This is a genomic window from Devosia sp. A369, assembly GCF_054489345.1.
Window position 1 is genome coordinate 511137 of the sequence record NZ_JBTMWV010000001.1, and the last position, 12934, is coordinate 524070.

Genomic DNA, 12934 nt, shown 5'->3' on the forward strand with positions numbered 1-12934 from the left:
AGAGGGCCAGGGTGAGGGGTGCGGTGCTACCACCACACCCCATTGCATAACGAAACGCCCAGCCTCAATCAGCCAGCCATCGCCCCCTGCGCCGAAGCGCCACGATCAATCAGCAGCCGATTATACGCATTGAGATACGCCCGCGCCGACGCCACCAGCGTATCCGGCTCCGCCGCATTGCCCGAGACGATCCGGCCATTCATTTCCAGCCGCACATGGGCGCTGGCCTGCGCGTCGGTGCCGCCGGTCACGCCGTCCACGGCATAGAGCACCAGATGCGGCTCCTGCCCCACGGCCTGCTTGATGGCGTTGAAAATGGCGTCGACCGAGCCGGTGCCTTCATAGCTGACGCTGGTTTCCTCGCCGTCGATGGAGAGCGTCATATTGGCCTTGTGCACGCCACCGGTCTTGGACACGACTTCCATATCGACCAGCTTGATGCGGTCGCCGACCGAGCCGACTTCGTCATCGACCAGCGCCACGATATCGGCGTCATAGACATGCTTCTTGCGGTCGGCCAGATCCTTGAAGCGCACAAAGGCCTCCTGGAACGAGTTGTCGCCCAGTTCATAGCCCAGCTCGCGCAGCTTGTCCTTGAACGCGGCGCGGCCCGAATGCTTGCCCATCACCAGCGTCGTCGCCTTGATGCCAACGCTGGCCGGGGTCATGATTTCATAGGTTTCGGCATTCTTGAGCATGCCGTCCTGATGGATGCCGCTCTCATGCGCGAACGCATTCTTGCCGACGATGGCCTTGTTATACTGCACCGGGAAATTGGCCGCCGCCGAGACGATCTTGCTGGCGCGGGCCAGATGGGTGCTGTCGATTTCGGTGTGGTAGGGCAGAATATCGCCGCGCGTGCGCAGCGCCATGACGATCTCTTCCAGCGCGGCATTGCCGGCGCGTTCGCCCAGCCCGTTAATGGTGCATTCCACCTGCCGCGCGCCGCCGCGCACGGCGGCCAGCGAATTGGCGACGGCGAGGCCCAGATCATTGTGGCAATGCGCCGAGAAGATCGCCTTGTCGGCGCCCGGCACCGAAGTGATGATGGTACGGAACATCGCCTCGTGCTCGTCGGGCACGGCATAGCCGACCGTATCGGGCAGGTTGATGGTGGTGGCGCCGGCCTTGATGGCGGTTTCGACGCAGCGCTTGAGGAATTCCAGCGGCGTGCGGGTGGCGTCCATTGCCGACCATTCCACATCGTCGATCAGGTTGCGCGCATGCGCCACCGTCTTGGCGATGATCTCGATCACCTCGTCCTCGGTCTTCTTCATCTGGTGAGCCAGGTGGATCGGCGAGGTGGAAACGAAGGTATGGATGCGGCCGCGCTGCGCGTGGCGCACCGCTTCGCCGGCCCGCTCGATATCGGCGGTGATGGCGCGGGCCAGCCCGGCCACGGTGGCGCGCTTGACCTGCTTGGCCACGGCCACCACCGAGTCGAAATCGCCCACCGAGGCAATCGGGAAACCGGCTTCGATGATATCGACGCCCATGTCGTCGAGCGCTTCGGCGACCTGCAGCTTTTCTTCCAGCGTCATGGTGGCGCCGGGCGATTGCTCACCATCGCGCAGCGTGGTGTCGAAGATGAAAACGCGGTCTTTATTGGTGTCGGTTACGGCGGACATTATCGGTCATTCCTATCGGGCGGCCCAGAGGTCGTGCCTCTGCAGGCCGGACATTTACTGTTCGGCTGATGGCGATATCCCCTGACGACCCGCTCGGTTACGAGCTGCCGGTGATCAGGGGCTGATAAGAAGGAGGAGCAGTGCAGCGGGCAGCAATAGCAGGCCAGCAGCAATCGTCAGGACGCGGGCGCGTTCCTGGCGTTGTGTCATGGCGATGGCAATTGCGCGCTTGCGCTGCATGGATTTAGTCCCGAGTTCGATGTGAGCATGCGCGAAACCAACGGAAGGTGCAAGCCCAAGGCACAGTTTTTTGGCGCACTCGATCAATTCACCACCCAAGGTGAACCAGAGCCTCAATCCCCTAGATCGAGCACGCCCTCACCCACGATCACCGCATGCCCGCCAATGCCGCCATGCACCAGCACGTCATTTTCTTTTTTGAGCTGGATGGTGATGCGGCAGGGCCGCCCCATTTCATGGCCTTGCCGCAGCACGAAATCGGCCTGCCCGCTGGCCAGATTGGCGTGCTCGGACAGCAGCCCGATCAGCGCCGCCGCGGCCGAGCCGGTGCCGGGGTCTTCACCGACATCCATGCCGAACATGCGGGCGGCCAGATCGTTGTCGGCTTCCTCGGGCGTCTGGGTGAACACATAGGCCGAGTGGTGGTCATGCGCGAAGACGCTGTTCCAGATGCCGGCATTGACCTTGATCCGGCGCAGCACCGCCGCATTGCGCACCGGCACCAGATGAAAGGTGACACCGGCGGAAAACACCGCCGGCTGATACAGCTCACAGCCGATATCTTCGACCTCGATGCCCAGCGCCTGCGCCAGGCCGAGCCGGTCATTCAGCGGCGCCAGACGCACCGGCAGGCGTGGCAGCGCAAACCGCGCCTCGCCCGAGCGCTTGTCGGCCTTCTCGAACAAAGCGGTGATCAGCCCGACTTTTTCTTCCAGCCGGACGGCGCTGACCTTGTTGTGCAGCCCCAGCACCACCGCCGCACCCACCGTGGGATGGCCGGCAAAGGGCAGCTCGGTATGCGGCGTGAAAATCCGGATCGCCGCCGTGTTGCGCTCGGCCTGCGGCTTGAGGATGAACACCGTCTCGCTGAGGTTGAACTCGCGCGCAATGGCCTGCATTTCGCCATCGAGCAACCCATTGGCGTTGGTCACCACCGCCAGCTGGTTGCCCTTGAGCCGCTCGCGGGTGAACACGTCGAGCAACAGATAATTGAGCTTCACGCCACACCCTCAAATATAGCCGGACCGGATCGTCCGCATCCCATCTACCGCCCTGGCGTTTGCCCGCAGGGACTATTCTTTCGGCAGGGCAAACAAAACCTTGTCGAGCCCGAGATGATCGCACAGCGCATCGACGGCCACGCCATGATCGCTGCGCCCCGGCAAGCCCGAAATCGTCAGGCAGCCGATAATCCCGGCGCCCTGGACCCGGATCGGAAAGCCGCCCCCGGCAATCACATAATCGGCCGGATCGGCACCGGCCTGCGGCGCGAACGGCGCTTCGCCCCGCTCCAGCACCAGCCGATAGCTGGCGCGCTGAAACCGGCGCACGCTGTTGATCTTGCGCCGCACCCATTCGGCATTGTCGGCGCTGGTGCCGGCGGTGGCGGCAAAAAACATCTGCCGGTCCCAGCTGCGGATATCCACCACCAGCCCCAGCCCCTCGGCCAGCGCCCGCGCGCGAATGGCCGAGCCCAGCTCAAACGCCACATTCTCATCGAACTGGCTCAGCACCAATTGCTGTTCCTGGTGCTTCACCAGCGCGATGTCGGTATCTGTGGCCATATCGGCTCCCCCCTGCGACTCGAATATGCGCCGCGAGCCTAGAGCAGCCGCGCCGGGCTGAGTAGAGCCAGCCCACAAAAGAAAACGGGGGCCGAAGCCCCCGTCCTAATTCTTAGTTCTTTGCCTTGTCGACCAGCGCGCCGGCCTTGATCCAGGGCATCATGTCGCGCAGCTTGGCGCCGACTTCCTCGATCGGATGCTCGTCGGCCAGGCGACGGGTCGCCTTGAAGCGGGCGCCGCCAGCCTTGATTTCCTGCATCCACTCGGAGGTGAACTTGCCGGTCTGGATGTCGGTCAGGATGCGCTTCATCTCGGCCTTGGTTTCCGAGGTGATGACGCGCGGGCCCGAGACATACTCGCCCCACTCGGCGGTGTTCGAGATCGAGTAGTTCATGTTGGCGATGCCGCCCTGGTAGATCAGGTCGACGATCAGCTTCACTTCATGCAGGCACTCGAAATAGGCCATTTCAGGCGCATAGCCGGCTTCCACCAGCGTCTCGAAGCCAGCACGGATCAGCTCGACCACGCCACCGCAGAGCACAGCCTGCTCGCCGAACAGATCGGTTTCGCATTCTTCGCGGAAATTGGTCTCGATGACGCCCGAACGGCCGCCGCCAACACCCGAAGCATAGGCCAGCGCGATGTCATGGGCATTGCCCGACGCGTCCTGATGCACAGCGATCAGGCACGGCACGCCGCCACCCTTCTGGTATTCGCCACGCACGGTGTGGCCCGGGCCCTTCGGCGCGATCATGATCACGTCGACGGTCGACTTGGGCTCGATCAGGTTGAAGTGGACGTTGAGGCCATGCGCGAAAGCCAGCGCCGCGCCGTCACGGATGTTGGGCTCGATATGCTCTTTGTAGATATCGGCCTGCAGCTCGTCCGGGGTCAGCATCATGATGACGTCGGCCCACTTGGAGGCGTCGGCAACCGACATGACCTTGAGGCCTTCGCCCTCGGCCTTCTTGGCCGACGGGGAACCGGGGCGCAGCGCCACGACGACGTCGGTGACGCCCGAGTCGCGCAGGTTCAGCACATGGGCGTGGCCCTGCGAACCGTAGCCGACAATGGCCACTTTCCGGGATTTGATGATGTTGAGATCGGCATCACGATCATAATAAACGCGCATGGGGTTCTCCTGAATATGCAGATTTATAGGTTGGCTTTCGCCCCGTAGAGGGCGAGGAACTGATCCGTCGCGGCCTTTACATCGGCCTCGATATTGGATTCGATATTGCTCTGGGTGAGCGATTTATCGCCCAGCAACAGGCGGATTTGCACGTCGCGCACCACCAGGCCGAAAAAGGTCCGATAGGCGTCTTCGCTGGAGTCGAAGCGCAGCAGCCGCGCATCGCGCCCCGCTTCGAGGATCGGCTTGAGCCGCCGGCGAATGGCCAGCGGACCATTTTCCAGCACGATGGCGCCGAGCCGGTCTTTTTCCTGCGCCGCATGGGTCACGGCGGTGCGGTTCAGCGTCACCGACACCTCGCCCACGATCACCGTCAGCAGGTCGCGCGCGAACTGCTCGATGCTCAGGCGCAGGGCCTTGGCATTGAGATGGCTGCGATCCACCAGCGGCATCCGCACCTTGGCCGCCTGCCACTGCACGGTCGCCGTCAGCAGACCGTCACGGTCGCCGAACCACTTATAGAGCGTTTCCTTGGAGCACGAGGCGCGGCGCGCCACCGCCGTCATGGTCAGCCCATCGCCATTTTCCACGAGCAGATCCAGCGCCGCGGTCAGCACAGCCTGCTGACGCGGAGTGAAAATCTCTTCGTTGACCTTGATGGTCAGTGGCACGGGTGTATCCTGACGCTTCCAGCCGAACGGTTTCGGCCATTTCCGTCCGCAGGCGTACCGTACGGTACGGTTCTGTGCAAGCCCCTATTTGCACTCTCCGCAGGGATTCGTAGCGTCCGCGGCACCCATCCTGAGCCCCGCTTTGGCGCTGCTCCGCCGGCCCCCACCCCATAGGCGCCCTGCCCGCCGACGCCGGCAGCGCTGTCGCCGCCTGCCGCAGGCACAGATCTGATTGTCGGCATCGTTCATGTAACCTGAACAATTGCGAATTTGTTACCAAATTATACAGCACATTTCCGTCACTGTTCGCGATTGACGCACAATGCGTCGCCCATTCAGGGGGGCGTCGAACGCCACCTCATACCCTACATGTTGGTCACCCCAACGGGTTCGACGCCGCATGCATCCCGCTTCTGAGGATGTGAGCGCAAAACCCAAATGTGCCTGACCGCACTGAATGCGCCGCTGCCGAAAAGCAGATTCGCTTCCCGTCAGACGCAGCATGATCGGAGTATATAGATTGTCTCGTAAGTCCTATTTGAGTGCCAGCCTCGCCGCCCTTGTTACCGGTCTGATGCTGTCTGCCGGTAGCGCCGCTGCCCAGCAGTCGCCTGCCGATGTCATCGAAGCGGCGTTCCCCTTCGAAAAGTCCGTATTGGTGGAAGGCCTCAGCGCGCCCCACGAAATCAAGCTTGGCACTGATGGCCAGCTCTGGGTCACCGAGCGCATCGGCAAGCGCCTGATCCGGGTGAACCCCGAGACCGGCGCCACCAAGTCCGCCTTTGAATTCGCTATTCCCGACGTGCTCGATGGCGCCCAGACCGGCGTAATGGGCTTTGCCTTCCACCCCGATTTCGGCAAGGGCAGCGACCAGATTTTCGTCGTCCATACCTATGAAGACGCCGACCGCACCGATCCGACCCACCCCGATGCGAGCGATCCGTATCACAAGCTGTTCCAGAAGGTCGTCGCCCTCGATTGGGATGCCGCCACTGAAACCGTGACCGGCTCGACCGACGTGCTGACCGGCATTCCGGCCAATAACGATCACAATTCGGGCCGCATTGTCTTCGGCCAGGATGGCAAGCTGTATCTGACCGTGGGTGACCAGGGTCACAACCAGCTGGTCAACTACACCCGTCCGATCGAATCCCAGCGCCTGCCGACCGCCGCCGAACTGGCTGAAGGCGATCACTTCGCCTATCAGGGCAAGGTCTTGCGCTTCAACGTCGACGGTTCGGTTCCCTCCGACAACCCGACGCTCGATGGCGTGCAGAGCCACATTTTCACGCTCGGCCACCGCAACGCCCAGGGCATCACCGTGGCGCCCGATGGCACCATCTATGCCAATGAGCACGGCCCCAGCAGCGACGACGAAATCAACGTTCTGGTTTCCGGCGGCAATTACGGCTGGCCCAACGTCTCGGGTCTCGTCGATGACAGCCACTATGCCTATGGCAACTGGTCCGCTGCCAGCGTCGATCCGTCGACCCTGACCTTCAACCAGCCAGAAGACGGCTTCCCGGCTGAAGTCAGCGTCGAAAAGGAAAGCGACTGGGCCGGCGCGGCAGACATGAAGCTTCCGCTCGCCACCCTGTTCACCGTAGCCGCCGATGAAGAAATCAATTTCGGCTATTTCGAGCGCCCGACCGTCGGCCCGTCCTCCATCGCTTACTATGAAGGCGATGCGGTTCCCGAGCTGGCCAATCGCCTGCTCTCCACCGCGATGAAGCACGGCGCCATCTACACCATCGACCCGGTGGCCACTGGCGACGACGCCAAGTTCACCAAGTACTATCTTGGCCAGAACCGCCTGCGTGACCTCGACATCGCCGATGGCGGCAAGACCATCTACCTCGTCACCGACTCGGGCGGCGGCGTGCTGAATGCGGCAGGCGAAGCCGCCTCCGAGCTGGAGAACCCCGGCGCGATCCTGGTCTACACGGCCAAGTAACACCACAAATCCTGCGGGTCAGGGCGGCAACGCTCTGGCCCGTTTTTTATTGCCTGATCGCTACCCCAGATGCTCGGCAAAAAACGCCAGCGTCGCTGTGCGCATCCGCGCCGTTTCCTGGTGGCCGATGCCCGGCTCGCTCACCAGTTCCAACATATCGGGCGTGTCCGCATAGGCGGCCTGCAGCTCCTCCCACGCCACCGCGAAGGCGGCCGGCGGGGTCAGGCTGTCGTCTTCGCCAATGGTCACCAATTGCGGGCGCGGCGCGACCAGAGCAGCAATACTGCCGCCATCGGCCTCGTTCAGCAGCCCCGGCACGGTGAGATAAATGCCGTGGCCGTCATGCGCGCCCAGCGCGATCATGGTGCGGAAATCGGCGAAACAGCAGAGCTGCGCCACCGCAGCGATCCGCCCATCCATCGCCGCCAGCCAATAGCTCAGCGTACAACCCATCGAAATGCCGAAGGCGCCAATGCGCGCCGGATCGACATCGTCGCGCCCCGCCAGATAGGTCAGCGCCGCCGCGTGATCGGACAGCATTTCTCCGAATAGCGACTTGCCGTGCCAGAGCAGCGCCTTGGCCGCGAAATTCTCGCTGACCGTCGCCCGTTCACCGAAGGTCGGCATATCGATGCACAGCGTCACATAGCCGGCCCGGGCAAAAGCCGGTCCCGGCGGATCGAGCAGGCAGGGCCGGCCATCGAGCAATTCACTGGCGCCGATATCGTAGCGCCCGCCATGCGCATGGCCGTAAAGAATCGCCGGCCGGCGCTGGCCATTGTCGATGGGCCGGGTCAGCAGGCCCCGCACCTCGGTCTCGCCGAGCCGCAGCACCAGATGCTCGACCACATAATTATCCACCGCCTCTTCGCGGCGCGACACCAGCTCCACCGCCGGCTCGGCCAGGCCGATCAATTCCCGCAATCTCGTCCGGCTGATCGCCAAATCCTAGTCCTCCCTGACGCTGCGTCGCGTCCCGACCCAGCTGTTGAACCGCGCCAGCGCCAGGCCAAAACCGATCAGCAGCAGCCCCCCGCCCAAAATCGACAACGGCTGCGCGCCCAGCACCATGAACCATTGGGTGAAGAAGTGAATAGCGCCGAAGATCGCCACGATATTGACCACCCAGCGCCGATTGGCGAACACCGCCCAGCTGCCGAAGGCCAAGAGCGCCAGCGCCCAGGCGACGGCAAAGCCGGTGCTCGACCAGCCCAGCGCCTCATCGCCGGCGAGCGAGCCGATAAAGAAGGCAACATTGACCAGGATGATCGCCGTCCGCATGGCGATGATGGCCAGCCGCTCATAGGCGGCCGGCAGTCGCAGCGACAGCAGATAGAGCCCCAGCACCAGCGCCGACAGCGCCACGATGGCCAAGGTGAGAAAATGCGTCGGCGCCATCATCTCCATATCGAGGGTGATGGTGGCCGCAAAGGCCAGCACCGCCAGCGCGGTCAGCAGTCCCGACAGCGCAAACACCGCGGCCACCGCCAGTCCCAGCGTCAGTGCCGCCCGCACCCAGACCAGTTCGCCCCACAGCGCAAAAATGCCGCTGACCAGCGCCAGCGCGCCGATCACCATGACGATCTGCGCAAACACCGCCCAGCGCTCGATGCGCAGCAGCAGCAGGCAGAAGCCGGCCACGAACAGCATCGCCCCCAGCGCAATGGCCGTCCCGACCGTCGGCACCAGCACGCCAACGCCGGTGGCCACCGCCGCCGCCCCCAGCGCCAGCAGCACATTGGTGCCAAGCAGCCCGGTATCGGCCGCCGCGAAGCCTTTCAGCCGCTCGGCCTCCGCCGCCGAGAGCTTGCCATCGGCAACCAGGGTGTCCAGATCGAGCGTAATCTTCATGCCAGTCTCCCTATCCGGCCCGGACCCTAGAGCAAGCTGCCCGACCGGAACAGCACATCGGGGCAAAACTTTGCGCCATCAACATCCTGCGCAACACCGTGTTTCGTTCATCGGCACTTGCCGATGGAGCACAAAGAGATCATCTATGCGGCGCCACCCCCGGTCGAGCCAACAAAGAGCCGTTCATGTCCCAGCTGTTTTCCCCCACCACCCTGCGCGACCTTCCCCTGCGCAACCGCACGGTCGTCGCGCCGATGTGCCAGTATTCGGCGCAGGATGGTTTCGCCAATGACTGGCATTTCGTCCATCTCGGACGTTTTGCCATTGGCGGCTTCGGGCTGGTGATTCTGGAAGCCTCTGCCGTCACCCCCGAGGGCCGCATCAGCTATGGCGATCTGGGCCTGTGGAAGGACGAGCACATCGCCCCCCTCGCCCGCATCGTCGATTTCCTGCACAGCCAGGGCGCCGCCGCCGGCATCCAGCTCGCCCATGCCGGGCGCAAGGCCTCGACGCCCGTGCCGTGGCGCAAGGGCTTTAACGAGACCGAGCAGGAAAAGATCGATCTGCATTTCGAAGCCTGGACCCCAGTCGCCCCCAGCGCCGAGATCCACGCCGAAGGCAAGAATTTCACCACCCCCACGGCGCTGGACGAAGCCGGCATTCGCCACGTCATCGACTCCTTCGTCGCCGCCGCACGCCGCGCCGACCGGGCCGGCTTTGACACCATCGAAATCCACGCCGCCCACGGCTACCTGCTCAACGAGTTTCTCTCTCCCCTCGCCAACAAGCGCACCGACCGCTATGGCGGCTCCCGCGAAAACCGCATGCGCCTGCTGCTCGAAGTCACCGAAGCGGTGCGCTCCGTCTGGCCTGAAGGCAAGCCGCTACTGGTGCGCCTCTCGGTCAGCGACTGGCATCCCGATGGCTGGCAGGTCGAAGATAGCATCGCCCTGACCCGCGAACTCAAAACCCTCGGCGTCGACGCCATCCACGCCTCGAGCGGCGGCTTTGAAGGCGCACAAATTGCCGTGGCCGCCGAGTACCAGGTGCCCTTCGCCACCGCCCTGCGCAATGAAGGCGGCCTGCCCACCATCGCCGTGGGCCTGCTCGGCGACGCAGCCCGCGCCGAAGAGATCCTCGTCAGCGGCGAAGCCGATTTCATCGCTTTGGCGCGCGGCGCACTCGACGACCCCAACTGGCCGCTGCATGCGCAGCACGCATTGGGCGCCACCGACTATGCGCTGTGGCCCAAACAGACCGACCGCGTGCGCGAGCGCGACCGCGTGCTGGGCCGGGGCGGCTACACCGCCTCCTGATCCAACAGCTATTGATCGCGGCAACGCAAAATTGCCGCGATTGGTCTTGCACTGTAGGCCACCGCCGAACCGGGAGACGTGCAATGGATACCAAAGCCGCAATCCTCGCCCTGATGAGCATGTGGGGGGTCGGCGCCTGCGCCACCCTGCCCGCCGCAGCGCAGGACATGGACGCTGCCGCCGAGGCCGAGCCGGGCGAGGATAATCCGCTGCTCAACAAGGTCTGGGTCCGCAGCGACGCCGATGCGGCGCTGCCGGGCCCGATGCAGATTTTTCTCGGCGACGGCACGCTGGTCAGCGACAGCTGCTGGGAAACCTACCGCCTGTCGAAATGGCAGCAGGTCTCCGACAGCGCCATCAGTTGGGAAGAGGACGGCATGACCATCAATGCCGATATCGCCAGCCTCACGGCCGACGAATTGGTGCTCAGTCTCAAGCTGGGTAGCGACGTGCAGGAACAGCGCTTCGTCCTGGCCACCGTCCCCTATGTATGCCCGGATATGGTGAAGTAGGGCCCCGCCCTACAACACCACCTGCGTCCCGATCTCCACCACGCGCCCGGTGGGAATATGGAAATATTCCGTCGCGTCGCTGGCATTGCGCGCCAGCCGCACGAACAGCCGATCCTGCCAGAAGCGCAGCAGATTGCCGCGATTTTCGCCCAGCTTCAGCGACCGCCGCGACAGGAAGAACGAGGTCGACATGATGTCGAACTTCCACCCCAGCTTGCGGCCCAGCGCCAGCGCCTTTGGAATATTGGGGCTTTCCATATAGCCGAAGGTGACGATCACCCGGCTGAACAGCTCGTTATAAGCGTCGATGGTCACCTTCTCGTCGTCCGGCACGCGCGGCGACACCGAGGTGCGCACGGTCAGGATCACATTCTGCTCATGCAGCACCTTGTAGTGCTTGAGACTATGCAGCAATGCGGTCGGCGCGCCTTCGATATCGCTGGTCAGGAACACTGCCGTGCCCGGCACCAGCGTCGGCTTCTTCTTGGCCAGATTGTCGACCAGAAACTGCAGCGGCACCTCATCGCGGCGCGTCTTCTCCGACAGCCGCCGGCGACCCGCCATCCAGCTCCACATCACCACGCCCACTAGCATCGCCACCACCGCCGGCACCCAGCCGCCCTGGAACAGCTTGGTGGCATTGGCGACGAAAAACCCGCCATCGATCAGCGCGAAGACAATACCGAAACTGATCACCGCCAGCGGGTGCCATTTCCAGTTGCGCCACATCACCACCACCAGCAGCGTCAGCGTCATCACCATGACGCCCGACACCGCAATGCCATAGGCATGCGACAGCGCGCTGGAGCTGCCAAAGGCCAGCACTAGCAGCAACACCCCGAACATCAGCAGCGTGTTGATCTGCGGCATGTAGATCTGCCCGCTCTGCGTCGCCGACGTGTGCTGCACCAGCATGCGCGGCATCATGTTCAGCGCAATCGCCTGCTGCGCCAGGCTGAACGTGCCCGAAATCACTGCCTGGCTGGCAATGATCGTCGCCGCCGTTGCCAGAATAACGAAGGGACCAATGGCCCATTCGGGCTGCATTTCAAAAATCGGACTGCCGACATGATCGGCCCCGACCTGCAGCACAAACGCCCCCTGCCCGAAATAATTCAGCAGCAGGCAGGGAAACACCAGCGCGAACCAGACAATGACAATCGGCTTGCGGCCGAAATGGCCCAGATCGACATAAAGCGCTTCCGCACCGGTCACCGCCAGAAAGGTCGCGCCCAGCACCACAAAGGCCAATTCAGGATGCATGGCGACGAACTGCGCGCCAAGCAGCGGATTGAGCGCCCACAGCACTTCGGGATTCTGCACGATATGGCTCAGCCCCGACACGCCCAGCACCAGGAACCACAGCCCGGTCACCGGCCCGAACACCACCGACACCTTCGCCGTGCCAAACCGTTGCACCGCAAACAGCCCGACAATGATCACCAGCGTCATCGGCACGATGAAGCGTTCCAGATGCGGCGCCACCAGCTTGACGCCTTCCACGGCCGACAGCACCGACATCGCCGGCGTAATGATGGCATCGCCGAAGAACATCGCCGCACCCATCACCCCGAGCACGGTGATCCACACCGGCGGCTTGGTAAACGTCTTGCGCGCCAGCGCCATCAGCGACAGCGTGCCGCCTTCGCCATTATTGTCGGCGCGGGTGACGAAGAACACATATTTGAGCGTCACCGTCAGGGTCAGCCCCCAGACGATCAGCGACAGCAGCCCCAGCACTTCGGCGGCCGTGGAGGTCTGCCCCGCGCGGATATTGATGGCCTCGCGAAAGGCATAGATCGGGCTGGTGCCAATATCGCCGAACACGACGCCCAAAGCGCCCATCAGCAAAAGTGGCAGGTCTTTTCGGGCGGGAGTTTCGCTCGTGAGCGGCTTGGCCTCGACACCGGCGCCGGTGGCGCCAGTCGAATTCGTCTGCGTCATGAACCTTGTGCTCTCCGCTCATAGGCGGGCGCCGCTATACACCCCGCCATCGTCACACACAACACTCGGCTATCACAATGGTTCAAACCAACAAGGGCCGCCCTTGCGGACGACCCTTGTG

At 63.5% G+C, this 12934-nt stretch carries 12 protein-coding genes; 3 read left to right on the plus strand and 9 right to left on the minus strand.

Annotated elements, in window-relative coordinates; all coding sequences use genetic code 11:
• Window positions 1-68: 68 nt before the first annotated feature.
• The 6 genes from ACX3OZ_RS02565 to ACX3OZ_RS02590 form a co-directional block, all read right to left on the minus strand.
• Window positions 69-1628 carry a 2-isopropylmalate synthase gene (locus ACX3OZ_RS02565; RefSeq protein WP_459094997.1) on the minus strand — a complete coding sequence of 520 codons (1560 nt, stop codon included), beginning with the start codon at window positions 1626-1628 and terminating at the stop codon, window positions 69-71.
• Between the two features lie 114 nt (window positions 1629-1742).
• Window positions 1743-1985 carry a hypothetical protein gene (locus ACX3OZ_RS02570; RefSeq protein WP_459103757.1) on the minus strand — a complete coding sequence of 81 codons (243 nt, stop codon included), beginning with the start codon at window positions 1983-1985 and terminating at the stop codon, window positions 1743-1745.
• Window positions 1982-2869: a PhzF family phenazine biosynthesis protein gene (locus tag ACX3OZ_RS02575; protein ID WP_459094995.1), complete on the minus strand. Its 888-nt coding sequence runs from the start codon at window positions 2867-2869 to the stop codon at window positions 1982-1984. The genes ACX3OZ_RS02570 and ACX3OZ_RS02575 overlap by 4 nt, the downstream gene beginning before the upstream one ends.
• A 72-nt stretch (window positions 2870-2941) precedes the next feature.
• The gene (locus tag ACX3OZ_RS02580; protein ID WP_459094994.1) at window positions 2942-3433 is read right to left on the minus strand and encodes a heme-degrading domain-containing protein; all 492 of its coding nucleotides are present in this window, start codon (window positions 3431-3433) and stop codon (window positions 2942-2944) included.
• A gap of 112 nt (window positions 3434-3545) precedes the next feature.
• Window positions 3546-4565: a ketol-acid reductoisomerase gene (gene ilvC, locus ACX3OZ_RS02585; RefSeq protein ID WP_459094993.1), complete on the minus strand. Its 1020-nt coding sequence runs from the start codon at window positions 4563-4565 to the stop codon at window positions 3546-3548.
• Window positions 4566-4588: 23 nt separating this feature from the next.
• Window positions 4589-5236 carry a TetR/AcrR family transcriptional regulator gene (locus tag ACX3OZ_RS02590; RefSeq protein WP_459094992.1) on the minus strand — a complete coding sequence of 216 codons (648 nt, stop codon included), beginning with the start codon at window positions 5234-5236 and terminating at the stop codon, window positions 4589-4591.
• 520 nt (window positions 5237-5756) lie between these two features.
• Here ACX3OZ_RS02590 and ACX3OZ_RS02595 point away from each other — a divergent pair.
• Entirely contained in the window at window positions 5757-7190 is a 1434-nt protein-coding gene (locus ACX3OZ_RS02595) for a glucose/sorbosone family PQQ-dependent dehydrogenase (RefSeq protein ID WP_459094991.1), read from the plus strand.
• Between the two features lie 60 nt (window positions 7191-7250).
• On the opposite strand, the gene ACX3OZ_RS02600 is transcribed toward ACX3OZ_RS02595, so the two are convergent.
• Together ACX3OZ_RS02600 and ACX3OZ_RS02605 are read right to left on the minus strand one after the other, a co-directional pair.
• A complete protein-coding gene (locus tag ACX3OZ_RS02600; protein WP_459094990.1) occupies window positions 7251-8135 on the minus strand; it encodes an alpha/beta hydrolase family protein in 885 nt (294 codons plus the stop codon).
• A gap of 3 nt (window positions 8136-8138) precedes the next feature.
• Window positions 8139-9041, minus strand: coding sequence for a hypothetical protein (locus tag ACX3OZ_RS02605; RefSeq protein ID WP_459094989.1), 903 nt, complete (start codon window positions 9039-9041; stop codon window positions 8139-8141).
• Between the two features lie 185 nt (window positions 9042-9226).
• Here ACX3OZ_RS02605 and ACX3OZ_RS02610 point away from each other — a divergent pair, with 185 nt between their 5' ends.
• Both ACX3OZ_RS02610 and ACX3OZ_RS02615 read left to right on the plus strand, forming a co-directional pair.
• Window positions 9227-10357, plus strand: coding sequence for an NADH:flavin oxidoreductase/NADH oxidase (locus tag ACX3OZ_RS02610; protein ID WP_459103758.1), 1131 nt, complete (start codon window positions 9227-9229; stop codon window positions 10355-10357).
• An 83-nt stretch (window positions 10358-10440) separates the two neighbouring features.
• Window positions 10441-10869, plus strand: coding sequence for a hypothetical protein (locus ACX3OZ_RS02615; protein ID WP_459094987.1), 429 nt, complete (start codon window positions 10441-10443; stop codon window positions 10867-10869).
• Between the two features lie 9 nt (window positions 10870-10878).
• Here the strand turns inward: ACX3OZ_RS02615 and ACX3OZ_RS02620 are convergent, their stop codons facing one another.
• Entirely contained in the window at window positions 10879-12813 is a 1935-nt protein-coding gene (locus ACX3OZ_RS02620; RefSeq protein ID WP_459094986.1) for a potassium transporter Kup, read from the minus strand.
• Window positions 12814-12934 lie beyond the last annotated feature (121 nt).

What these genes read in the sequence shown, in the direction of transcription:
- ACX3OZ_RS02580 (WP_459094994.1), bottom strand. Translation starts at nt 3,433, where the DNA reads ATGGCCACAGATACCGACATCGCGCTGGTGAAGCACCAGGAACAGCAA.
- ACX3OZ_RS02565 (WP_459094997.1), bottom strand. Translation starts at nt 1,628, where the DNA reads ATGTCCGCCGTAACCGACACCAATAAAGACCGCGTTTTCATCTTCGAC.
- ilvC (WP_459094993.1), bottom strand. Translation starts at nt 4,565, where the DNA reads ATGCGCGTTTATTATGATCGTGATGCCGATCTCAACATCATCAAATCC.
- ACX3OZ_RS02620 (WP_459094986.1), bottom strand. Translation starts at nt 12,813, where the DNA reads ATGACGCAGACGAATTCGACTGGCGCCACCGGCGCCGGTGTCGAGGCC.
- ACX3OZ_RS02615 (WP_459094987.1), top strand. Translation starts at nt 10,441, where the DNA reads ATGGATACCAAAGCCGCAATCCTCGCCCTGATGAGCATGTGGGGGGTC.
- ACX3OZ_RS02610 (WP_459103758.1), top strand. Translation starts at nt 9,227, where the DNA reads ATGTCCCAGCTGTTTTCCCCCACCACCCTGCGCGACCTTCCCCTGCGC.
- ACX3OZ_RS02605 (WP_459094989.1), bottom strand. Translation starts at nt 9,041, where the DNA reads ATGAAGATTACGCTCGATCTGGACACCCTGGTTGCCGATGGCAAGCTC.